The sequence below is a fragment of the Xanthomonas sp. LF02-5 genome, from assembly GCF_034105325.1.
GTDB lineage: Bacteria > Pseudomonadota > Gammaproteobacteria > Xanthomonadales > Xanthomonadaceae > Xanthomonas_A > Xanthomonas_A sontii.
Window position 1 is genome coordinate 449,185 of sequence record NZ_JAXGGF010000004.1, and the last position, 23,210, is coordinate 472,394.

17 protein-coding genes and 2 pseudogenes are annotated in these 23,210 nt (G+C 66.8%); 12 read left to right on the forward strand and 7 right to left on the reverse strand.

The genetic code is table 11. The features are described from left to right. Positions 1-96: 96 nt before the first annotated feature. Positions 97-1,233 carry a molybdopterin-synthase adenylyltransferase MoeB gene (gene moeB / locus SLW52_RS13515; protein ID WP_295935681.1) on the forward strand — a complete coding sequence of 379 codons (1,137 nt, stop codon included), beginning with the start codon at positions 97-99 and terminating at the stop codon, positions 1,231-1,233. Between the two features lie 483 nt (positions 1,234-1,716). After that, the gene (locus tag SLW52_RS13520; protein ID WP_320740320.1) at positions 1,717-3,564 is read left to right on the forward strand and encodes a monovalent cation:proton antiporter-2 (CPA2) family protein; all 1,848 of its coding nucleotides are present in this window, start codon (positions 1,717-1,719) and stop codon (positions 3,562-3,564) included. Between the two features lie 402 nt (positions 3,565-3,966). Here SLW52_RS13520 and SLW52_RS13525 read toward each other — a convergent pair whose 3' ends face one another. Then, entirely contained in the window at positions 3,967-4,740 is a 774-nt protein-coding gene (locus SLW52_RS13525; RefSeq protein ID WP_320740319.1) for an alpha/beta fold hydrolase, read from the reverse strand. Between the two features lie 4 nt (positions 4,741-4,744). Then, entirely contained in the window at positions 4,745-5,041 is a 297-nt protein-coding gene (locus tag SLW52_RS13530) for a DUF1244 domain-containing protein (protein WP_017913743.1), read from the reverse strand. A 51-nt stretch (positions 5,042-5,092) separates the two neighbouring features. Here SLW52_RS13530 and folD point away from each other — a divergent pair, with 51 nt between their 5' ends. The 3 genes from folD (at position 5,093) to guaA (ending at position 9,424) form a co-directional block, all read left to right on the forward strand. After that, on the forward strand, positions 5,093-6,004 hold the full coding sequence (folD, locus tag SLW52_RS13535) for a bifunctional methylenetetrahydrofolate dehydrogenase/methenyltetrahydrofolate cyclohydrolase FolD (protein WP_043092093.1): 912 nt from the start codon (positions 5,093-5,095) through the stop codon (positions 6,002-6,004). Between the two features lie 269 nt (positions 6,005-6,273). Further along, positions 6,274-7,731 (forward strand): IMP dehydrogenase, encoded by a 1,458-nt coding sequence (gene guaB, locus SLW52_RS13540; protein ID WP_150410736.1) that lies wholly within the window; start codon positions 6,274-6,276, stop codon positions 7,729-7,731. Positions 7,732-7,858: 127 nt separating this feature from the next. Next, positions 7,859-9,424, forward strand: a complete 1,566-nt coding sequence (gene guaA / locus SLW52_RS13545; protein ID WP_017917281.1) for a glutamine-hydrolyzing GMP synthase — start codon at positions 7,859-7,861, stop codon at positions 9,422-9,424. 84 nt (positions 9,425-9,508) lie between these two features. Here guaA and SLW52_RS21090 read toward each other — a convergent pair. Together SLW52_RS21090 and arsH are read right to left on the reverse strand one after the other, a co-directional pair. Next, positions 9,509-9,762, reverse strand: a pseudogene (locus SLW52_RS21090) (ArsC/Spx/MgsR family protein); the annotation flags it as partial. Next, positions 9,759-10,493, reverse strand: coding sequence for an arsenical resistance protein ArsH (arsH, locus tag SLW52_RS13550; RefSeq protein ID WP_017914550.1), 735 nt, complete (start codon positions 10,491-10,493; stop codon positions 9,759-9,761). The pseudogene SLW52_RS21090 and the gene arsH, both read right to left, overlap by 4 nt. A 41-nt stretch (positions 10,494-10,534) precedes the next feature. Here arsH and SLW52_RS13555 point away from each other — a divergent pair, with 41 nt between their 5' ends. From SLW52_RS13555 to SLW52_RS13565, 3 genes are all read left to right on the forward strand, one after another. Beyond that, the gene (locus SLW52_RS13555) at positions 10,535-10,849 is read left to right on the forward strand and encodes a metalloregulator ArsR/SmtB family transcription factor (RefSeq protein WP_017908089.1); all 315 of its coding nucleotides are present in this window, start codon (positions 10,535-10,537) and stop codon (positions 10,847-10,849) included. Positions 10,850-10,974: 125 nt separating this feature from the next. Continuing rightward, entirely contained in the window at positions 10,975-11,406 is a 432-nt protein-coding gene (gene arsN2 / locus SLW52_RS13560) for an arsenic resistance N-acetyltransferase ArsN2 (protein WP_017908088.1), read from the forward strand. Positions 11,407-11,437: 31 nt separating this feature from the next. Next, entirely contained in the window at positions 11,438-11,959 is a 522-nt protein-coding gene (locus SLW52_RS13565; protein ID WP_152244511.1) for an arsinothricin resistance N-acetyltransferase ArsN1 family B, read from the forward strand. Here SLW52_RS13565 and SLW52_RS13570 read toward each other — a convergent pair whose 3' ends face one another. Genes SLW52_RS13570 through SLW52_RS13580 form a run of 3 tightly spaced genes read right to left on the reverse strand, consistent with a single transcriptional unit; the run spans position 11,960 to position 16,430 of the window. Beyond that, positions 11,960-12,394: a helix-turn-helix domain-containing protein gene (locus SLW52_RS13570; protein ID WP_295909860.1), complete on the reverse strand. Its 435-nt coding sequence runs from the start codon at positions 12,392-12,394 to the stop codon at positions 11,960-11,962. Positions 12,395-12,398: 4 nt separating this feature from the next. Further along, positions 12,399-14,834, reverse strand: coding sequence for a DUF2309 domain-containing protein (locus SLW52_RS13575; RefSeq protein WP_320740318.1), 2,436 nt, complete (start codon positions 14,832-14,834; stop codon positions 12,399-12,401). Positions 14,835-14,858: 24 nt separating this feature from the next. After that, positions 14,859-16,430: a proton-conducting transporter membrane subunit gene (locus tag SLW52_RS13580; RefSeq protein ID WP_320740317.1), complete on the reverse strand. Its 1,572-nt coding sequence runs from the start codon at positions 16,428-16,430 to the stop codon at positions 14,859-14,861. 107 nt (positions 16,431-16,537) lie between these two features. Here SLW52_RS13580 and SLW52_RS13585 point away from each other — a divergent pair, with 107 nt between their 5' ends. From SLW52_RS13585 to SLW52_RS13600, 4 genes and pseudogenes are all read left to right on the forward strand, one after another. Then, complete coding sequence (locus tag SLW52_RS13585; RefSeq protein WP_043092087.1) at positions 16,538-17,428, forward strand: LysR family transcriptional regulator; 891 nt, start codon at positions 16,538-16,540, stop codon at positions 17,426-17,428. Between the two features lie 177 nt (positions 17,429-17,605). After that, positions 17,606-20,314, forward strand: coding sequence for an AAA domain-containing protein (locus tag SLW52_RS13590; RefSeq protein ID WP_320694694.1), 2,709 nt, complete (start codon positions 17,606-17,608; stop codon positions 20,312-20,314). Between the two features lie 16 nt (positions 20,315-20,330). Further along, positions 20,331-20,522 (forward strand): annotated as a pseudogene (locus SLW52_RS13595) (LysR family transcriptional regulator); the annotation flags it as partial. Between the two features lie 483 nt (positions 20,523-21,005). Next, positions 21,006-23,171 carry an ATP-binding protein gene (locus SLW52_RS13600; RefSeq protein WP_295843720.1) on the forward strand — a complete coding sequence of 722 codons (2,166 nt, stop codon included), beginning with the start codon at positions 21,006-21,008 and terminating at the stop codon, positions 23,169-23,171. The last annotated feature ends 39 nt before the right edge of the window (positions 23,172-23,210 follow it).

The following is a 23,210-nucleotide window of genomic DNA, read 5'->3' on the forward strand; positions in this document are numbered from 1 at the left end:
GCGGGACGGGGCGTTCCCGGGCAAGCGCGTCGCGAGGTTCCTTCAGCCGCGCCGTCGACAGCGGACGCGGAACCGGTTTGCGCCGATAATGCGCGCATGGGCATTCGAGAACTGACCCCGGCACAGGCGCAGGCGCGGCAGGCGCAGGGCGCGCGCCTGATCGACATCCGCGAGGAGCACGAGCGCGTCACCGGCATGGCCGAGGGCGCGCAGGGCGTGGCCCGCGCGCAGTTGCAGGCCGACCCGGCTGCCTATCTTGGCGCCGACACCGAGGTGCTGCTGATTTGCCAGAGCGGCAAGCGTTCGCACGACACCGCATTGTTCCTGGAGCAGGCCGGTTACACCCGTGTCGCTTCCGTGCTGGGCGGCACCACGCGCTGGCAGCGCGAAGGCTTGCCGCTGCAGCGGCCGGCGCTGGAACCGGAGCAGGAGGACTTCTTCGACCGCTATTCGCGGCATCTGCGCCTGCCCGAAGTCGGGGTCGAGGGCCAGCGCCGGCTGCAGGCCGCGCGCGTGCTACTGGTCGGTGCCGGCGGCCTGGGCTCGCCGGCCGGTTTCTACCTGGCCGCGGCCGGGGTGGGGCAGTTGCGCATCGCCGACGACGACGTGGTCGAACGCAGCAACCTGCAGCGGCAGATCCTGCACGGCGACGCGCGGATCGGCCAGGCCAAGGTGGAGTCGGCTGCGGCGAGCCTGGGCGCGTTGAATCCGGGCGTGCGGGTGGAGGCGGTGCGTGAGCGGGTCACCGCGGACAACGTCGAGCGGCTGCTGCAGGACGTGGACGTGGTGCTGGACGGCTCGGACAACTTTCCCGCGCGCTACCTGCTCAACGATGCCTGCGTGAAGCTGGGCAAGCCGCTGGTGTACGGCGCGGTGCAGCGCTTCGAAGGCCAGGTCAGCGTGTTCGATGCCGGCCGTCGGCGCGGGCAGGCGCCATGCTACCGCTGCCTGTTCCCGGAGCCGCCGCCGCCGGAGTTCGCACCGAACTGTGCCGACGCCGGCGTGCTCGGCGTGCTGCCCGGCATCGTTGGCCTGCTGCAGGCCAACGAGGTCTTGAAGCTGCTGCTCGACATCGGCGAACCCCTGCGCGGCCGCCTGCTGCACTTCGACGCACTGGCGATGCGCTTCCGCGAAACCCGCCTGTCCGCCGATCCGCAGTGTCCCTTGTGTGCGCCGGAGCGGCCGTTCCCTGGCTATATCGACTACGCGCGGTTCTGTGGGGCTGAGGGTTAGCTGCTACTAGCTGTCGTTGTACGCGGCGGCATCCGTACCCTCATCCGCCCCTGCGGGGCACCTTCTCCCGGTGGGAGAAGGGAGATGCGCTCTCGATGGCGGAAGCAGCGCCGTGCGCGCTCAAGCCCCTCTCCCATCGGGAGAGGGGTTGGGGTGAGGGTACGGCGCGAAGCGACTCGCGATGCAGGGCAGCGCTGGCTTTCGTTGTACGCGACGGCCCCCGTACCCTCATCCGCCCCTTCGGGGCACCTTCTCCCGGTGGAAGAAGGGAGATGCGGTCTCGATGGCTGAAGCAGCGTCGCGCACGCTCAAGCTCAAGCCCCTCTCCCGTCGGGAGAGGGGTTGGGGTGAGGGTGCGGCGCGCAGCGCGCGACCGCTTGCATGTCGCACAAGAAGTTCCTTGCGCGCAGCACGCAGTGCGCCGCGTCTCATGTCGCACCCTGATCCATGGGGATGCTGAGGCCTTGTGCGTAGAATCGGCGCATGACCAGTGCAGCCGACAGCAGTGAGTTGATCAAAGTGGTGGCGCTGCTCGGCGCGGCCGTGGTGGCGGTGCCGGTGTTTCGCAGGCTCGGCCTGGGGTCGGTGCTCGGCTATCTCGCCGCCGGCCTGGCGATCGGGCCGTTCGGCCTGGGCTGGTTCTCCGATCCGCAGGCGATCCTGCACGTCGCCGAATTGGGCGTGGTCATGTTCCTGTTCGTGATCGGCCTGGAAATGCGGCCCTCGCACCTGTGGAGCCTGCGCAAGCAGATCTTCGGCCTGGGTACCGCGCAGATCATCGTCTGCGCGAGCGTGCTGACCGGGGTCGGACTGGCCTTCGGCTTTCCATTGCCGGTGGCTTTCATCGCGGCCTCCGGCTTCGTGCTGACCTCCACCGCGGTGGTGATGCAATTGCTCGGCGAGCGCGGCGACATCGCCTTGCCGGCGGGGCAGAAGATCGTCGCGATCCTGCTGTTCGAAGACCTGTTGATCGTGCCGCTGCTGGCGGTAGTGGCGTGGATGGCGCCGGTGCCGGCGGACGCGTCTGCGCCGTCGCGCTGGATCGGCATCGGTATCGGCGCCGCGGCGATCGTCGGCCTGCTGGCGGCGGGGCGCTGGCTGCTCAACCCGCTGTTCCGGCTGCTGGCGGCCGCCAAAGCGCGTGAGGTGATGACCGCGGCCGCCCTGCTGGTGGTGCTGGGCGCGGCGCTGCTGATGCAACTCGGTGGGCTGTCGATGGCAATGGGCGCTTTCCTGGCCGGCGTGCTGCTGTCCGAATCGACCTTCCGCCACCAGATCGAAGCCGACATCGAACCGTTCCGCGGCATCCTGCTGGGGCTGTTCTTCCTCGGCGTCGGCATGGCGCTGAATCTGGCGGTGGTAGCGGCCAACTGGACGCTGATCCTCAGCGGTGTGCTTGCCTTTATGGCGGCCAAGGCCGCGTGCATCTACCTGGTCGCGCGGCTCACCGGCAGCGGCCATGCGCAGGCGCTGGATCGCGGCGTGCTGATGGCGCAGGGCGGCGAGTTCGCCTTCGTGCTGTTTGCCGCCGCCAGCGGTGCCGGCGTCATCGACGCGCAGATCAATGCCAACCTGACCGCCATCGTGGTGCTGTCGATGGCGCTGACGCCGCTGTTCGTGCTGCTGTACCGGCGCTGGGCGCCGGTGGAGGCACCGTCGATGGAAGGCGTGGATGCAGCCGACGGCCTCACCGGCAGCGTGCTGATCATCGGTTTCGGCCGCTTCGGCCAGGTCGCCAGCCAGTCGCTGCTGGCGCGCGACGTGGACGTGACCATCATCGACAACGACATCGAGATGATCCAGAGCGCGGCCAAGTTCGGCTTCAAGATCTACTACGGCGACGGCACCCGCCTGGATGTGCTGCACGCTTCCGGTGCGCACAGCGCCCGTGCCATCGCGGTGTGCGTGGACAACCGCGAAGCGGCCAACCGCATCGTCGAACTGGCCACCACCGAGTTTCCGCAGGCCAAGCTGCTGGTGCGCTCCTACGACCGCGAGCACGCGCTGGAGCTGATCGCCGCCGGTGTGGACTACCACATCCGCGAGACCTTCGAATCGGCAGTGGAATTCGGCCAGGCCGCGCTGATCGAACTGTGTATGGACGAGAGCGAGGCGCGTTCCATCGCCCGCGAGATCCGCCGCCGCGATGCCGAGCGGCTGGAACTGGAGATCGCCGCCGGCGACGTGCGTGCTGGCAGGGGCCTGATGTATGGCAACATCACCCCAGTGGTGCCGACCCCGACTCCGTTCACGCCGCCGCGGCGCGAGAGCCGCACGCTCAATCCGGAAGGCGTGCCGGTCGAGCCCGGCGAGCCGCGTCGCGGCGATTAGCCACGGCAAGGCAGCATTGTGTGCGGTGCCCGTGGGGGAACCGATGACGCACGACCGGTAGAGCCCGTCGCGACTGAAGGGCACCTCCAGTTGCCTCGGGAAGCGTCCTCTAGGAGGGGCTTCAGCCGCGACGGGGCGTTTTTCAGGCAAAGCCCGGTCGCGGGCTGAAGCCGCTTCTACCGTGCAACCAGCATCCGGCTCGATGGTGCCGGATGCGGGTTATTGGAAGTGCCTCGAAGCCGCTCCCACAGGGACTTGCGACGAGCCCGCCGGATGCACCGTGGGAGGGACTTCAGTCCCGACGCATTGCGCTTTCCGAAGCACACACCACTTCGCGCGTCGTGGCTGCATGACAGTCGACTCCCGGGTACCTTTCGAGTACCCCGCCCGAGCGATGCCGCCTCAGCGCAAGAACGCCTGCAGCGCCCGCACGTAGCCCGGATCGTCGCTGATGTCGTTGTGGTCGGCCTGCGCGAAGGCGATCACGGTCGGGCGTTGCGGCAGGGCCTCGAGCAGGGCATCGGTGCTGGTCGGCGGTACCACCTGATCGCGGCCTGCGCGAAGGATCAGCAGTGGGCCGCCATAGGCGCGCAAGGCGCGCGCCGAATCGTAGCGATCGCGCAGCAGCCAGCGCACCGGCGCCCAGCGGTAGTGCGCCTGCGCCGCCGACACCAGGCTGTCGAACGGCGTCACCAGCACCAGCTGCGCCACCGCGCGCCGCGCCGCCAGTTGGCTGGCCACGCCGCTGCCCAGGCTGCGCCCCAGCACCGCGATCTGTGCCTGCGGCTGCGCGGCGCGCACACGGTCGTACAGCGCCACGGCATCGCCCACCAGTGCGGTCTCGCTGGGCTTGCCGTCGCTGGCGCCGTAGCCACGGTAGGCGAGCAGGTAGAGGCTGTGGTCGGGCAGGGCGGCCTGCAACTGCGCGCGTGCGAAACGCAGATCCTCGGCATTGCCGCCGAAGTACAGCAGCACCTTGTCGCGGCCGGGATGGACCTGCCAGCCGCGCAGCTCCACGTCCGCGCCGCGACGCAGCGCGAAATCGGTCTGCGCCGGTGCCACCCGCGTGCCCTGCGGGAAATACAGCAGGTCGCGCTGGCCCAGGTAGAGCAAGGCACAGACCACCACATAGGCCGCGGCGAGAATGGCCGCCGCGATCGCGGTGTAACGCAGCATCGCGCTAGCCGTGCTTGCGCTGCGCCTCGGCGAAGGCGGCCAGTTGCTCAGGTGTGGCCTCGGCCTGGTGCTGCGCCTTCCAGTCGGCGAACGGCATGCCGTAGACGCGCTCGCGCGCCTGTTCCTTGCTGAGGTCTTCGCCTTCGGCGGCCGCCGCCTCGCGGTACCAGTCGGCCAGGCAGTTGCGACAGAACCCGGCCAAGATCATCAGGTCGATGTTCTGCACGTCGGGGCGGTCCTGGTTGAGGTGCTGCAGCAGGCGGCGGAAGGCGGCGGCCTCGATGCGGGTGGTGTCGGTCATGGCGGAATCGGGGACAATGGACATCCCCCGACTCTACACCCGCCCGCCCCGATGACCGATTCCGTGCCCGTCTCCTCCGTCCCGGCCCGCATCCTCGACGGGCGGCGCATCGCCGAAGACCTGCTTGACGAACTGAAGGCGAGGGTCGATGCGCGGCTGGCGGCCGGGCAGCCGCGGCCCGGATTGGCGGTGGTGCTGGTGGGCGGCGATCCGGCCTCGGCGGTGTACGTGCGCAACAAGCGTCGCGCGGCCGAGAAGGTGGGCATCGAGGCGTTCGACTACGACCTGCCGGCGGGCACCAGCGAGGCCGAGCTGCTGGCGTTGATCGACCGGCTCAATGCCGACCCCAAGATCCACGGCATCCTGGTGCAACTGCCGCTGCCGGGCATCCCCGACGCCAGCCGGCTGATCCACCGCATCGATCCGCGCAAGGACGTGGACGGCTTCCATCCGGAGAACGTCGGCCACCTGGCGCTGCGCGAATTCGGCCTGCGCCCGTGCACGCCGCGCGGCATCGTCACCCTGCTGGCGCACACCGACCAGCCGGTGCGCGGGCGCAACGCCACCATCGTCGGCGTCAGCAACCACGTTGGCCGGCCGATGGCGCTGGAGCTGCTGATCGCTGGCTGCACGGTCAGTTGCTGCCACAAGTTCACCCCGCCGGAGGTGCTGCAGGCGCGGGTGCGCGACGCCGACATCCTGGTGGTGGCGGTGGGCCGGCCGGGGCTGATCCCGGGCGAGTGGGTCAAGCCCGGCGCGGTGGTGATCGACGTCGGCATCAACCGCCTGGACGACGGCCGCCTGGTCGGCGACGTCGGCTTCGACGCGGCGGCGCAGCGGGCCAGCTGGATCACGCCGGTACCGGGCGGGGTCGGGCCGATGACCGTGGCCACGCTGATGCAGAACACGATCGAGGCTGCTGAGGCGGCGGGGAGTCGGGATTCGGGATCGGGGATTCGTTGAGGGCAGTGGCCGGGATTGGGGAGTGGGGATTCGGGATTCGTTGAAGGCTGCGCGGGATTGGGGATTCGGGATTCGGGATTCGTTAAAGGCAATAGCAAAAGCGCATGCACGGCGCATCCGGGATCGGTAGGCCTTCGAATCGGCCATCTGACAGCCAGGCAAACGGTCGACTGCGCAGGGGGGCGTCTTGACGAATCCCCACTCCCGAATCCCCAATCCCCGCCCCAAATGCGTTAAAATGCCGCGCTTCCCCACACTCGGGTCCGCCGATGCTGCGCATCCAGGCTGAAGCTCTCACCTACGACGACGTCTCGCTCGTCCCCGCCCATTCGATCGTCCTGCCCAAGGACGTCAGCCTGGAAACCCGGCTGACCCGCGACCTGCGCCTGAAACTGCCGATCCTGTCGGCCGCGATGGACACGGTCACCGAGCACCGCCTGGCGGTGGCCATGGCCCAGCTCGGCGGCATCGGCATCATCCACAAGAACCTGACCCCGGCGCAGCAGGCGGCCGAAGTGGCCAAGGTCAAGAAGTTCGAGGCCGGCGTCATCACCGAGCCGTTCACGGTCGGTCCGGAGACCACCATCGGCGAGGTGCTCAAACTCACCCGCGCCCGCAACATCTCCGGCGTGCCGGTGGTGGACGGCAGCGAGCTGGTCGGCATCGTCACCAGCCGCGACATGCGCTTCGAGAAGAAGCTCGACGATCCGGTCCGCCACATCATGACCAAGAAGGATCGCCTGGTCACCGTGCGCGAAGGCGCCAGCGACGAGGAAGTGCTGCAGCTGCTGCACCGCCATCGCATCGAGAAGATCCTAGTGGTCAACGACGGCTTCGAGCTGCGCGGCCTGATCACGGTCAAGGACATCCAGAAGAAAACCGACAACCCCAACGCCGCCAAGGACGCCGCCACGCGGCTGCTGGTCGGCGCCGCGGTGGGCGTCGGCGGCGATACCGAGCAGCGCATCGAACTGCTGGCCGCGGCCGGCGTGGACGTGGTCATCGTCGACACCGCGCACGGCCATTCGCAGGGCGTCATCGACCGCGTGGCCTGGGTCAAGAAGACCTACCCGCAGCTGCAGGTGATCGGCGGCAACATCGTCACCGGCGACGCCGCGCTGGCGCTGATGGACGCCGGCGCCGACGCGGTCAAGGTCGGCGTGGGTCCCGGCTCGATCTGCACCACGCGCGTGGTCGCCGGCGTCGGCGTGCCGCAGATCACCGCGATCGACATGGTCGCCGAGGCGCTGCAGGACCGCATCCCGCTGATCGCCGACGGCGGCATCCGCTACTCCGGCGACATCGGCAAGGCGCTGGTCGCCGGCGCCTCCACGGTGATGGTCGGCGGCCTGTTCGCCGGCACCGAGGAAGCCCCGGGCGAGGTCGAACTGTTCCAGGGCCGCAGCTACAAGAGCTACCGCGGCATGGGCAGCCTGGGCGCGATGGAGAAGGGCAGCAAGGACCGCTACTTCCAGGACGCCTCCGACGCCGACAAGCTGGTGCCGGAAGGCATCGAAGGCCGCGTGCCGTACCGCGGTCCGCTCAGCGGCATCATCCACCAGCTGATCGGCGGCCTGCGCGCGACCATGGGTTACGTGGGCTGCGCCACCATCGAGGACATGCGCACCAAGCCCAAGTTCGTCACCATCACCGGTGCCGGCCAGCGCGAAAGCCACGTCCACGACGTGCAGATCACCAAGGAACCGCCGAACTACAGGATGGGCTGACGCCCATCCGCGGGATTGGGGAGTCGGGATTGGGGAGTCGTCGCCCGCCGCGTCTCCACCGGCCGTGCGCAGCGCGGCCACCCGCTCTTGCGAATCCCGACTCCCGAATCCCCAATCCCGGCCCCAGATGACCAACATCCACAGCGACAAGATCCTCATCCTCGATTTCGGTGCGCAGTACACGCAGTTGATCGCGCGGCGCATTCGCGAACTGGGCGTGTATTGCGAGATCTGGGCGTGGGACCACGATCCGGCCGAGATCGCCGGCTTCGGGGCGAAAGGCATCATCCTCTCCGGCGGCCCGGAATCGACCACGCTGCCGGGCGCGCCGGCCGCGCCGCAGGAAGTGTTCGACAGCGGCCTGCCGATCTTCGGCATCTGCTACGGCATGCAGACCCTGGCCGCGCAGCTCGGCGGCGCCACCGAAGCGGCGGACCAGCGCGAGTTCGGCCATGCCGAGGTCGAGGTGGTCGCTGCCGATGCGCTGTTCTCCGGGTTGACCGATCACGCAGGCGCGTCGCGTTTGAACGTGTGGATGAGCCACGGCGACCACGTGTCGCAGGTGCCGCCGGGCTTCACCATCACCGCCGTCACCGACCGCATCCCGGTCGCGGCCATGGCCAACGAGGTCAAGCGCTGGTACGGCGTGCAGTTCCATCCGGAAGTCACCCACACCCTGCAGGGCCAGACCCTGCTGCGCCGTTTCGTGGTCGACGTGTGCGGCTGCGCCACGCTGTGGACCGCGGCCAACATCATCGACGACCAGATCGCCCGCGTGCGCGCCCAGGTCGGCGACGACGAGGTGATCCTCGGCCTGTCCGGCGGTGTGGATTCGTCGGTGGTCGCCGCGCTGCTGCACAAGGCGATCGGCGACAAGCTGACCTGCGTGTTCGTCGACACCGGGCTGCTGCGCTGGCAGGAAGGCGACCAGGTGATGGCGATGTTCGCCGAGCACATGGGCGTCAAGGTGATCCGCGTCAACGCCGCCGACCGCTACTTCCAGGCGCTGGCCGGCGTCAGCGACCCGGAAGCCAAGCGCAAGATCATCGGCAACCTGTTCGTGGAGATCTTCGACGAAGAGTCGAACAAGCTCCGCAACGCCAAGTGGCTGGCGCAGGGCACCATCTACCCGGACGTGATCGAGTCGGCCGGCAGCAAGACCGGCAAGGCCCACGTCATCAAGAGCCACCACAACGTCGGCGGCCTGCCCGAGCACATGAAGCTGGGCCTGGTCGAGCCGCTGCGCGAACTGTTCAAGGACGAAGTGCGGCGCCTGGGCGTCGAACTCGGCCTGCCGCGCAGCATGGTCTACCGGCACCCGTTCCCCGGCCCCGGCCTGGGCGTGCGCATCCTCGGCGAAGTGAAGCGCGAGTATGCCGAACTGCTGGCCAAGGCCGATGCGATCTTCATCGACGAACTGCGCAAGGCCGACCTGTACGACAAGACCAGCCAGGCCTTCGCCGTGTTCCTGCCTGTGAAGTCGGTCGGCGTGGTCGGCGACGCCCGCGCCTACGAATGGGTGATCGCGCTGCGCGCGGTGGAGACCATCGACTTCATGACCGCGCACTGGGCGCACCTGCCTTATGATTTCCTCGGCACGGTGAGCAACCGCATCATCAACGAACTGCGCGGTGTCTCGCGGGTGGTCTACGACATTTCGGGGAAGCCGCCGGCGACGATCGAGTGGGAGTGAGGTGACCTCCTTCGTGGGCGGCGCTGGCTGATCGGCGCGCCCTGAAGCAGGCTTGGCATTTCGGTCGTGTTCCGGCTCGCCTTCCAGCATCGCGTCCAGCAGGTCGCTGTCCGTCAACTCGGGATGCCGTAGCTTCGGCGAGTGATACGGCGTGCCTTTCTCCCGAAGAACCTCTCGTGCCGTCAGCCCGGATGCGGCGATCGGCTCCACAAGTCGCTTCCGGCTTGGAGGCGTCTTGAGGTATTCGACGACCTGTGGGAGTGCTCCCGCGTGACGGATCAGGGCGAGGTGTTGCGCGAGGTGCCGCATTCCGGGTTGTGGCAGATCACGGCCTTCATGGCGCGGTCTTTGCCGCCTGGCTGGCTTCGACCGCGCCTGCGGCCGCCGCCAGTGCAGCGGCGGCCTGCGTATCCTTGCGCTCGCTGTAGCGGTCGACCATGTAGTCGCTGCGGCCGCGCACCAGATAGGTGAACTTCACCAGTTCCTCCATGACGTCCACCACGCGGTCGTAGTACGCCGATGGTTTCATGCGGCCATTGGCGTCGAACTCCTGCCAGGCCTTGGGCACCGACGACTGATTCGGGATGGTCACCATCCGCATCCAGCGACCAAGCAGGCGCAGCGCGTTGACCACGTTGAAGGATTGCGATCCACCGCAGACCTGCATCACCGCGAGCGTGCGTCCCTGCGTCGGGCGGACGCTGCCTTCCTGCAGGGGCAGCCAGTCGATCTGGTTCTTGAAGACCGACGACACCGCGCCATGACGTTCGGGGCTCACCCAGACCTGGCCTTCCGACCACAGGGAAGCGGCGCGCAGTTCCTGCACCTTCGGATGGTCCGGGCCGACGGCATCGACCATGGGCAGGTCGTGCGGATCGAAAACGCGGGTCTCGGCGCCGAAGTAGTCGAGCAGCCGTTGCGCTTCCAGTGCCAGCTTTCGGCTGTAGGACTCCGGACGCAGCGATCCATACAGGATCAGGATGCGCGGCTTGTGCTCGGCATCGCCGGCGGCCAGGCGCGCGCGATCCGCTGCGGGCGCAAGCGTTGCATCCAGATTGGGAAGGTCCATGATGGATTGCCTGGGTTCATTAATTCCATTATTCTAAAATAATGGAACATTTGACCGCAACCAAGGCCTTGTCGGCACTGGGCCACGAGACCCGTCTGGCCATCTTCCGGCTGCTCGTCCAGGCCGGACCGGCGGGCAAGCTGGCGGGCGAGATCGCCAGCGCGCTGACCCTGCCGGGGCCGACCCTGTCCTTCCACCTGAAGGAGCTGGCTGCTGTCGGAATGATCCGCGCCGAGCAAAGGGGCAGGACGGTCTGCTATCGCGCCGAGTTCGACACGATGACGCGCCTGCTCGATTACCTGACCGAGAACTGCTGCGGCGGCGACGCGCGTTGCGGAGAGGGGCGGACTTGTTGACGCTTGGCATTCGATGCGGAATGGCTGCGACATGAGCGTGGGCGCGGCTCATGTCGTGCCGACGGCGCATCGCCAGGCAGTCGCCAACCGCCGTGTCGTTCTTCTGCACATACCGAGGTGATGTCATGGACGTGGTGATCAGCCTGGCGCAGTTCGATCCGCAGACGGAAGAACTGCTGCAGTCCTCGGGGTTGCCCACCTCCGACCTGATCGCCGGTCACGCGTCGCGACAGTTCCTTGCCGCGCGTCGGGGTGGGTTGCTCGGCACCGTGGCTGTCGAATTCCATGGCGAACATGGCGTGCTGCGTTCGTTGTGCGTCGCGGAGGGGCATCGCGGTGATGGCCTCGGGCGTCGGCTGGTTCGGGAGGCGGAGCGCCTGGCTGTGCAGCGTGAGGTGCTTGCCTTGTATCTGCTGACCACGACGGCGCAGGATGTGTTCGCCGCCATGGGCTACGTGCAGTGCGACCGGGGGCAGGTGCCGCCGCTGGTCGGGGCGTCGAGCCAGTTCGAACGCCTCTGTCCGTCCAGCGCCGTCTGCATGTCGAAGCGGCTGTGATCCAGACCATCAACAAAGGAAGCCGGTGACCGTGACAGCGACCATCGTTTCGGCCAGTCCCGTGCATGCCCAGCGCATCGCGGACATCTACAACCACTACATCGCCAACACGTGCGTCACGTTCGAACTGGATGCCGTGACGTCGGCCGACATGGCCAGGCGCATTGAAGACGTACAGAGCGTCGGCCTTCCGTGGCTGGTGGCGCTGGTGGGCGACGAGGTTGCCGGGTATGCCTACGCCACACAATGGAGAGCGAGAAAGGCGTACCAGCGTTCGGTGGAATCCACGATCTACCTGGCTGATGGGCATCGCGGGCGAGGGCTGGGCGCTGTCCTGTATGGCGCGCTGCTGGAAACACTGCGACGGCTGGAGTTGCACGCAGTCATCGGCGGTGTCGCTCAACCGAACGATGCAAGTGCCCGGCTGCACGAGGCGCTGGGGTTCAAGAAGGTCGCGCACTTCGAGCAGGTCGGTTACAAGCTCGGCCGTTGGGTGGATGTCGCTTACTGGCAGTTGCTTCTTCCAGTCGCGCCCCACGAAAACGGAGTCTGACTAACGCCGCTGGTAGACGTCGCCCTGAACCAAGACCTGATCTTGCTCCGGCGCCTCGTCGAAACGTCGATGCGCTTCGGCAATGGCGCGTTGATTCTCGTTCGCCCAATGGACCAGCGCCATGACCGGCTTCAATAGCGTGCGTCCAAGGTCGGTCAGTGCGTAATCGACGCGCGGAGGAATCGTCGGATACAGCGTGGGCGTGACCAATCCGTCGCGTTCCAGTCCGCGCAGGGTCAGCGTCAGCATGCGCTGGGAAATGCCGTCGATGCCACGCTTCAATGCGTTGAAGCGCTGCGGGCCGTTCGCCAGCATGGCGACGATGTAGAGACTCCACTTGTCACCGATGCGATCCAGGATCTGACGCGTCGCCAGGCAGCCGCCCGCATCAGGTGCAGGGACGTCGACAGGTGGGTCGATGTGACCAGGTGACATCCGGTCACGCGTGTGCCGGCACGGCGCTGCGCTTGGGCGGCGCATCGCCAGGACACGCCTCCCAGCGAAGATCGCCGGTGTAGCGCGACGCCATGCGGCCCTGGTCGTCCAGCGCGAACAGATGCAGCCAGCGATTGTCGAACAGCGCGCGAACCTGCGGATGGCGTTCGAGGATGTCGGTGATCGCCTCGGTCGGTGCTTCGATCAGCACCGACAGCCGCAGCGGTTCGTGGATCAGCCGTTCGCCGTCGTGGACCGACTGCCAGGGGAGTCCGCCGCGCAGCAGGCCGCCGTTGCCCTCGACCACGCCGATGCCGCCGGTGACGTTGTGCAGCAGCTTGTTGCCGGCGCCGAAGACCTCGGGCGCGACGGTCGAGCCGTAGTACTGCAGGCTGATCCAGCTGGCGACCACCACCGGGGCGGTCAGGATCAATTCCAGCACGCCGAAACCCTCGTCGCGCCGCCAATCGTAGTCGTGCAGGAAGGCGCGTCCTGCCAGGTCGCGCCCGGCCGTGCGCGCGCGCGGCGCGGCGATGAAGGCCTGGCAGCCGGCCAGGGCCCATTCCGGGCGCAGCTCGGCCCAGTCGCGGGCGCGATGCGCGATGTCCTGGCTGCGCTGCGCGCGCGGTAGGCGCAGTGCCCGCTCGCCGCGCGCCAGCGTGCCGGCGGCGTGCAGCCAACGCGTCGCCTGGTCGAGGTCGGCGGTATGCGCGGGCGAAGCATGGTCGGCGCTGTAGAGCGTGACCGCATCGGTCGTGGTGTCGTGCAGGGCGCCGACGAACAGCGTGTCGGCGGGAATGGCGATGCCGCGCTCGGCAAGCCCGGCGCGCACCTCGGGGTCGTTGAGCAGCGCGGCGAGCAGCCGCGCGTTCACTTCGCCCGAGTAGCCGCCGCAGGCGCCGCAGTGCAGGGCGCTGGCATGCGGATTGTTGATCACGTTTGCCCCGTGGCCGGCGATCACCACGAGTCGCGCGAACCCGCTGGTGAGCGACATCGCGGTGAGGATGCGCGTGGCCATGGTCAGGCGCGTGTCGAGGTCGAGCGCCTCGGCCGGGCGCGGCGCGGGATCGTTCGGCGCCGAGTGCCGCGTCAGTCCCAAGCCATCGCGTAGCAGCTTGGCGACGTAGATCGGGCCGGTGGCCTCGACGAAGGCGAACGAGGAAATGGCGGCCAGCTTGAAGCGTCCCCAGGCCCGCTTCGCGCGCGCCGCGATCCGCGCGGCGAGGTCCGCCTCGGACAATGACGGCGTGGCCGCTCCCGCGCAGGTGTGCACCGCTGGCGTCAGCAGCACCGGAAGGCGTGCCTCGACCACGTCCGAGGCAAACCGGCGATGGCCGATGCCCAGCCCGAAGAATCCGGCGAATCCCAGGGTCTGGATGCCGGCATCCAGGCTTTCCAGCGCGCGGCGGAACACTTCCGAGCGTACGTCGATGCAGAAGGCCATCTGCAACGTCATCCGGTCGGGGGCGACCGGGGCCGAGGCGGGGGCTGCAAGCACGCTGCCGAGCCGCCGCTGTGCAGCTCGTTCGGCCGCTTCCTGCAGGATGCTGTCGACGACGTCGTCCGAAGTCGCTGCCACCGGCGTGGCGTAAGCGGCGACGGCGCTTCGCCACTCGGGCGCGATCTCCGAACCGAACTTGCCCAGCAGGGCGGCTTCCCAGCTGATGCGGATGGCGAGCAGATCGGTGACGCAGGCATCGGTTCCGCCGCTCAACTCCGCTTGCCAGAGCCGATACCGCGCAACCTGGCTCCAGCCGCCCAGCGTGGTCAGCAGACGGTGGAAATAGCCGTCCAGCGCGTCGGGCGCGAGGCCGAGGCGGGCGACGCCCTCGACGATCGCCTCTTCGGCAGTCGCTGGCGCGTCCGCCACCTGCTGGGCGAATCGGGTGAGTCCGGCGATTTCCGGCGTCAGATCGCGTGTCGCGACCAGCCGCCACGCGTTGTAGGCGCCGCCGGACTGCCCGGCGACCCACAGCGCCTGGCCCTGGTCGAAGTAGCTGGCGGCCCAGTGTCCGATGCGCTCTTCGACGATGCCCGGCCAGTCGACCAGCGACGCATCGCGTGCCAGATCGGCGACGGTCGGGATCGCCTGCGGGGCAGGGCGCGTGGCTTCGATGACGAGCTTCAGTGCGGACACGCTCGGCGGACGCAGCGCCGCCGGCGCGTTGTGCCAGGCCGCCTGCAGATCTTCTTCGGCGATCTCGCCGGACTGCAGTCGCTGCGCATACCAGGCGCGCGGCATGGTCACGGCGATGCCGGCGGCGCGCCGCAGCCGCGCCGCCGCGATCGGCAGCGGTTCGCCGGTCTGGCCGAGGAAGGGGTTGACCGCCACGCTCGAGGCGAGCGGCCAAAGCGGGGGAATGGCCCGCGCCGCACACGCGGCGGCGGCGATGATCAGCTCGTGAGACAAGGACGGTGCGTCGGTGGTGGTCATCAGCATGGCGGTGTCCTGGCGGTTAGGGAGTCACGAGGTCTTGCGGACGGACCAGCCGCCGAGCAGGCGATCGAGCGTGGCGTTGGCATACAGGCCATTGGCGAGATGCATGCGCAGTCCGGCGGCGGCCGGGTGCGTCGCCCACAGCGGGAACAGCGCCTGCGCCACCGCCACCAGGCCGAAGCTCAGCACCGCCAGCGCCATCAGCGTCCACTCCAGCCGACCCGGCGCCGGCGTCGCTGGCAGCACCCCGGTGGTCAGCCATTCGGCTGCGGTCTGCAGCGCGAAGTAGCCGACCGCGGCCGCGCTGGCGTAGAGCACGGTTTTTCGGGTGAGCGGACGGGGTGCGGCATCGGCCAGACCCTGGGCCAGCAGATAGGCGACGCCGAAGATCAGGATGGCGCCCAGGGCTAGCGCCTGCGGCGACTTGTGCTCGAAGCCGAAGGCGAACCCGAAGGCGGCGCCGATCCCGACATAGATCGCCAGCGCGATCAGGAAGGCGCGGCACACCGCCGCCCCATTGGGCACGGCGACCTGCCCAGGCCGGCGAATGGACGCCACCTGCTCGACGGCGCCGCCGGAGGCCAGGAAGGCATGGGCCTTGTAGAGGGAGTGCGCGACGATGTGCAGCAGCGCCAGCGGGAACAGCGCCAGCCCGCACTGCAGAATCATGAAGCCCATCTGCGCGACCGTGGACCAGGCCAGCGAGGTCTTGACCGCGGGTTGGGTCAGCATCACCAGCGCGCCGAACAGCGCGGTGAACCCGCCCAGCATGGCCAGCACGGCGAGTACGCCGGGGGCCGCCAGCATCAGGTCGGCGAAGCGGATCAGCAGGAAGCCGCCGCCGTTGACCACGCCGGCATGCAGCAGCGCCGACACCGGCGTGGGCGCCTCCATCATCTCGGTGAGCCAGCCATGGGTGGGGAACTGCGCCGATTTCAGCACCGCGGCCAGCGCCATCAAGGCGGCCGCCGCGGTAAGGGCACCGCCATGCTGGCCGTTCCGCGCCAGCGTGTTGATGGTGACGATGTCGGTGGTGCCCAGGCTCTTCCAGACAAGCAGTGCCGCGCAGATCAGGGCGATGGCGCCGATGCTGGAGAACAGGCGCTTCTTGCGCGCGGCGCGTTGCGCGGCCACACGCTGGGGATAGAACAGCAGCAAACGATTGAGCGCGATGCTGGTGGCGATCCAGGCCACCACGACCTGGACCAGGTTGCCGGCCTGCACGAGTAGCAGCACCGCGGCGAGCGCGACGCACAGCCAGCCGGTGAAATAGCCCTGCCGCGCTTCGCCATCCAGATAGGTGCGGGTATAGCGCACCACGATCCAGCCGACGAAGGCGACCAGCAGCAGCATCGTGGTGCTCACCGCATCGAGCCGGACCGACAGGCCGATGCCGCTCCATCCGATCAATGCGCTGCCGCCGGCGCCGCGGGCGATCAGCAGCGCCAGCGAGGCGATGGCGACGAGCAGTGCGCCGAGCGCGGCACGTTCGGCGAAGGCGGGGAGGAAGCGGGGGCGTCGGCCGCTGCGGACAAAGCCGAACACGGCCGCGACCAGCAGCAGGAGTGGGGCAGAGAGCGGCAGCAGATAGAGCGACAAGGCAATCCCCTTGGATCGAGCGCAGTGGCGGGCGGCGCCACGATAGCGATCGGTGGGGCTGAGCAAAAATTCATTGTTTTCACGATATCGTTCGTTATTATCGAACGATGGCTGCTTTGAACTACAACCACCTGCGTTACTTCTGGGCCGTGGCCCACGACGGCAACCTGACCCGCACTGCCGAGCGGCTCAACCTCACCCAGTCCGCCTTGTCGGTGCAGATCCGCAAGCTGGAGGAGCGTTTGGGCCATGCACTGTTCGAGCGGCGCGGGCGGCAACTGCACCTGACCGAGGCGGGGCAGATCGCGCTGGACCACGCCGATGCGATCTTCGCCACCGGCGACGAACTGCTGGGCACGCTGCGGCAGACCGGCGCCGCGCGGCAGGCGCTGCGAGTTGGCTCGCTGGCCACGCTGTCGCGCAACTTCCAGCTGGAGTTCCTGCGGCCGCTGCTCGGCCGAACCGACATCGACCTGATCCTGCGCTCGGGCAGTGCCGGCGAACTGCTGCGGGCGCTGGAGGCGCTCAATCTCGACGTGGTCCTGCTCAACCAGGCGCCGGCCACCGACGCGCTGACCCCGTTCGTGACCCATCGGCTCGCCGAGCGCCCGGTCAGTTTGGTGGGCACGCCGGACCGGTTGGGTCATGCCGCCAGCATCGCCGATCGGCTTCGCCAGCATCCCATCATCCTGCCGACGGTGGACAACAGCGTGCGCGCGGGATTCGACGCCCTGGCCGATCGTCTGGGCGTGCGCCCGCAGATCGTGGCGGAAGTGGAGGACATGGCGATGATGCGCCTGCTGGCGCGCGAGGACATCGGCCTGGCCGTGCTCCCGCCGATCGTGGTCAAGGACGAGATCGCCGCCGGCGTGCTGGTGGAGGGCGATCAATTGCCGGACATCGTGGAGACCTTCCACGCCGTCACCATGTCGCGGCGCTTCCCGAATCCGCTGGTGCGGCTGCTGCTGCTGCCGACGGCAACAGCAGAAAGCCTGTAGTTCCTTTTTCCCCGTGATTACCCGATCTTCAGGCAGGTTCTAGGCTACGTGATGCAACGCTTGGGCCGTCTACCTGCGTCGGAAGAGAGACTGGCAATATGAAGTCATGTGAATAAGTAACGGCATCTGGCTGTCGGTCGAAGGGTGAACGACGGCCAAGTACACGGACAGAGACGTATGGTGTCGATCCAGGTGGGTGGCGAGGACAAGACTGCAGAGATCGTCAATTGGTTGATCTGGAGCGATAAGCGCGCAGGTCTGCAGCTGATATGTTCCTACTTAAATAAGGGCGCCGTTTTACACGCGCTCAAAGATTGCGTCATCGTTCCCACTCGCGAACTGAATGATGTGCTGCTGACCAGATCAGGCAGCACGAACGTTACGCCTGTCGCGAAGGCGACGATATATGGCGAGCGGTATGCCGTGGTGCATTACCCTGGCGCTGCCGACAAGCCCTACGTTTTCAAAATGGAGGGAATCGACTTCATTGCGCCGATGGTGAAGAACGGCGCGCCGGTTCTGCAATATTTCATCAGGGTGGCTAAGGCGCGGCAGGCGCATGCAACGTCGCAAACAGATAGCAAGATCGCGGCCAATGTCGTAGACCAGCTGGGCAGGCTGCCTGTCAGTGTCGAAACGGCCTTGCATGCCTACTGCACGGGACACAACGGCACGCTGCTCCCCGGGCCGGGCCTGATCTATCCGTTCGGTCTGAACGAGAGCCAGTTGGCGGCGGTCGAGCATGCGTTCCGTGCTCAGGTCAGCGTGATCGAGGGTCCGCCCGGGACGGGCAAGACCCAGACGATTCTCAACATCCTTGCCAACATCCTGCTGCGTGGGCAGACAGTGGCGGTGTTGTCCAACAACAATGCAGCAGTAGAAAACGTCTACGAGAAGTTGGAGAAGTGCGGACTGGGCTATCTGGTCGCTAAACTCGGCAATCAGGAAAACCGCGACGATTTTTTCGCCGATCTGCCGCCATGGCCATCTGACGCACCCGAGCCGGCGCCGACGCTGGAGGAGATCCAGGGTCTGTTGGGTCGCTTGACGCAGCAGTTGCGCGATCGCAATCGGTTGGCGCAATTGCAGGCCGAACTCGACGAGTTGACCATCGAGCGGCGCTATCTCCAGCAATGGCAGGCGGAAAACGGCGTGCATGCTGCCGTCTCGCTGGAAAAGTACGGGTTGACGCCGCACAAGACCGCAGACTTGATGGCCTACTTGGCCCATCTCGGCCAAGAGCGTGTCCGCCTGCGGGATCGCATCGAGTTGTTGTTCAACTTCGGGATCCTTCGTGTCAAGCCTTTCGCCAACGCAGATGAGCGACTGTCCGTGTTTCATGCGCTGCAGATGCACTACTACGACAAGGCGCTGCAGGAAAAGGCGGCGGAGTTGCAGGCTTGCCGCAAATCGCTGGCGCAAGGAAACTTTACTGCCTTGTTGGATGCAATGACTTCTGCGTCCATGCGCCATCTGAAGCAGCACCTACAAAGTCTGCCCCTGCCATCGGACAGCTTCGATGGCAAAACCTACCGGCAAAGGTTCGATGTCTTCTTGAAGCGCTTCCCGATCCTGGGAAGCGGTACGCACTCCATCATCAATTCGATCGCACCGGAGACGATCCTTGATTACGTGATCATCGACGAGGCCTCGCTCCAGGACATCGTACCGGGCATCTTGCCACTGGGCTGTGCGAGGAACCTTATTGTTGTCGGCGACAACCGCCAGTTGGCACACATTCCAGTTAAGCTGGGTCTGTCAGCGCCCGCCGAGGCCTACGATTGCGAGCGCTACAGCCTGCTCGATTCGTGTATCGCCGTGTTCAAGCAGGCGCTACCAAGGACACTGCTCAAAGAGCACTATCGCTGCCATCCCAGGATCATCCAGTTCTGCAACCAGCAGTTTTACGATAACGCATTGGTGCCGATGACCGAAGATCAAAGCGAAGCGCCTTTGCGCCTGATTGTGACCGCCAAGGGCAACCACACCCGTCAGAACACCAATCTCCGCGAATTGGATTCCCTGCTCAAGGTGCTCGATGATGAGGATGACGCGGTTGGCATTGATGGCGATGGGCGTGGATTCATCGCGCCGTTCCGGGCGCAGGTGAATCTCTCTGATTCGCGCCTGCCGGCGGAGTTCGTGAAAGACACGGTGCATAAGTTCCAGGGTCGAGAGTGCGATGAGATCGTCTTCTCCACGGTGCTGGACAAGAAGCGCTACAACCAGGATCCGAAGCGCCTGAGCTTCGTTGACGACCCACGCATGATCAATGTGGCGGTATCGCGAGCCAAGCAGCGCTTCACCCTTGTGACTGGCGATGACGTATTTGCCGACAATGGCCACATCGCTGCCTTGGTGCGCTATATCAGCTATTACGCCGAGGGTGCGCAAGTCGTGCGGGCGCCTGTGATCTCTGCATTTGATCTGCTGTACCGCGAGTACGACCAGTCCCTGGCCCGCTTGAATGCTCGCTTGCGCCCCGAAGATTCACAGTACAAGTCCGAGCAGATCGTGGCACAGCTACTGCGCGAGGTTCTGTCCACATCCGAGTGCCATGCCTTGATGTTCCACGATCAAGTCAAGCTGGATCAAGTCGCAGCCTCGAGCAACCCGGAGTTGACGGAACGCGAGCGGGCCTTCATGGCGCGTGCCAGTTGCGATTTTGTTGTTTATTTCCGGGTTGGAAAGATCCCAGTGGGGGTAATTGAAGTCGATGGCGGCCTTCACGACCGGCCCGAGCAGATGGAGCGGGATCGCTTGAAGAACGGAATCTTGTCCAAAAGCGGCATTGCCATCCTGCGCTTGCGCACTGTGGAAAGCGGCATCAAGGAGAAGATCACCGATTTTCTTGTAGAGTGGATGAGTGCTGTGGCCGAGAGCTGAATAGCCTGACAAGGTGCGCGAGGACATCGGCCTGGCCGTGCTCCCGCCGATCGTGGTCAAGGACGAGATCGCCGCGGGCGTGCTGGTGGAAGGCGATCAATTGCCGGACATCGTGGAGACCTTCCACGCCGTCACCATGTCGCGGCGCTTCCCGAATCCGCTGGTGCGGCTGCTGTTGCAGCCAGCGGCTGCGGCGGGTGGCGCGTAGCGCCTCGCCGAAACGTCTCGCCAACTGCGACGAACCCTAGGTGTGTCAGCGATGAGCGACCGCTGCGCGTTCGTCGCGCAGGCAAGCGACGACATGTGGCATGCCATCCCGTGACGCGAACACGGCGATATGCGCTTGTCTCGATCGTGCGATGTCCTTCAACCGCAGCGGTTCGAAGGGGCGGTTGACGACGCGATGGGGGCTGCGGCCCTTGCGAACAAGCGTCATTGCCCCCTCACGCAGCTTGGCGAGCGTGGAGCGCACGACTCCCGTGCATGCAGCGCTCACACGGCTTGAGGTCTAACGAGGCATTCACCCATAGACTTAGATGCACGTCGCACGCGCTTCACGCGTGACCTATGCCACCATCGTTTTCGCATCTCTTCGGAAAGCGTTTCCATTTTTGCGTATATCCATTCGCTCCGAAATCCATCGCGCTGGTGTTATTCGATAACATCCGGCGCCGCCATCCAGCAGGTGCGCGTGTACCGAGAACTTGCACAGGCCCAACGTGATGCATGCCTGGATGCGGAGCAGAGAAAAGCGCTGCTCATGATCGCGTCCGGCGCGCCGATGGAGGAATGCCTGGATGCACTGACCGACGCCGTGGCGCGGCTTGCTCCGGGCGCGCGCGCGTGCGTACTCCTGGCGAGCGAGGACCGCCGCACGATGGGCGGCGGCTACTCGTCGCACTTCCCGCCGACATTCGCCGCGGCCATCCGCGGCTTGCCGATCGGGGAAGCGCTCATCGGTACCTGCGGGACCGCCATCCATGAGGGGCATCCGGTCGAGTGCGAGGACGTGGAGCACGCGCCGCAATGGGCCGCGCCCTGGCGCTCGCTTTGCCTGGAAAACGGCATCCTGGCGTGCTATTCGCACCCGGCCATCGGGCAGGGCGGCAAGGCGGTCGGATCGTTCTTTCTGTGTCTTGCGGAAGCGCGGCAGGCTACTGCGTGGGAGCGCAAGGTCGCCGAGTTCGGCGCGCTGGTGACCAGCATCGTGGTGGAGCGGGAACGGGCCGCCGCGCATCTGCGCAAGGAAATGGCGGCGCTCGCCCGCCTGCAGGAACTGAGTGCCGAGCTGGTGGGGCCGGGAGAGTTCGAGCCGCTGCTGCAGAAGATCCTCGCGGCGGCCGCCGACATCTCGGGAACCGACAAGGGCAACATCCAGATCTTCGATCCGGTCAGGAAAACCCTGCGGATCGTCGTGCATCAGGGACTGGGCCCGCGGTTGGTCGAGCATTTCCGCGAGGATGGGTGGGATGCCAGTTGCGGGGAAGCGGCGAAGCAGGTGCAGCGTCTGGTCGTCGCCGACGTGGAGAAGCTGGAAGGCCTGCAGGGGACATTGGGGCTGGAGATCGTGCTGGAGGATCAGATCCGCTCCATCCAGTGCATGCCCTTGCTCAGCCGCGATGGCCGGCTGTTGGGCATGCTCAACAATCATTACCGCTGGCCGGGCGGCCCCGACCCGGACGCGCTGCGCTACATCGACCTGCTCGCACGCCAGGCCGCCGAACTGGTGGAGCGGCATCAGATCGAAGCGGAGCTGGCGCAGGAGCGGCGGCGCAAGGACGAGTTCCTGGCCATGCTCGCGCACGAGCTGCGCAACCCGTTGGCGCCGTTGCGCAACATGCTGGAAGTGCTCAAGCGCTCGCATGGCAACGAGGCGTTGTCGCGGAAGGCGCACGAGGTCATGGAACGGCAGGTACGGCAGCTGGTGCGCTTGGTGGACGACCTGCTCGACGTCAATCGCATCAAGCAGGGAAAACTGGAATTGCGGCGCGAGTCGCTGCTGCTGGCCGAGGTGATCCAGCAGGCCGTCGAGGTCTGCCGTCCTGCATTGGACCAGCAGCGGCATCGCTTGCGCGTGGTGTTGCCGGAGACGCCGCTGCCCTTGCAAGGAGACCCGGTCCGTCTCACCCAGGTGTTCGGGAATCTGCTCACCAACGCGTGCAAGTACACGCCACCCGGGGGAGACATCGAGGTGCGGGTCGAGGCGGGCGCGGGCAGCGTCGAGGTCGTGGTCGCGGACAACGGATCCGGCATTCCGCCGGACAAGGTCGATGCCATCTTCGAACTGTTCACCCAGGTGGACCGGACCCTGGAGCGTGCGCAAGGTGGACTCGGCATCGGCCTGATGCTGGTTCGGCGGCTGGTCGAGATGCACGGCGGCACCGTCGAGGCGCGCAGCGAGGGGGCCGGCAAGGGCAGCGCGTTCGTCGTGCGGCTTCCCTGCGACGCCGCGCCGGTTGCCGTGTCGGCCACGGGGGATGTCCGGCCGGCACAAACGATGCGCCGGATCCTGGTGGTCGACGACAATGCGGATATCGCGCTGGCGCTGGCCGCCCTGCTGGAACTGGACGGACACGCTGTGCGCACCGCTGGCGGCGGAGAGGAAGCGCTGGCGATCGGTGCGCGCATGCGCCCCGAGGTGATCCTGATGGACATCGGCATGCCCGGCATGGACGGGCACGAGGCGTGCCGCCGCATTCGCGATTGCCACTGGGGCAAGGACATCACCATCGTCGCGCTGACCGGCTGGGGGCAGGACAGCGATCGCCGCGATTCGGCGCATGCAGGGTTCGACGCTCACCTGGTCAAACCGGTGGGGTTTGCCGAGTTGCACGGACTGTTTGCCGGGCTCGACTGACTTGGTCAGGTCCAGCGTACGCGCACGTCGCGTCTGGTG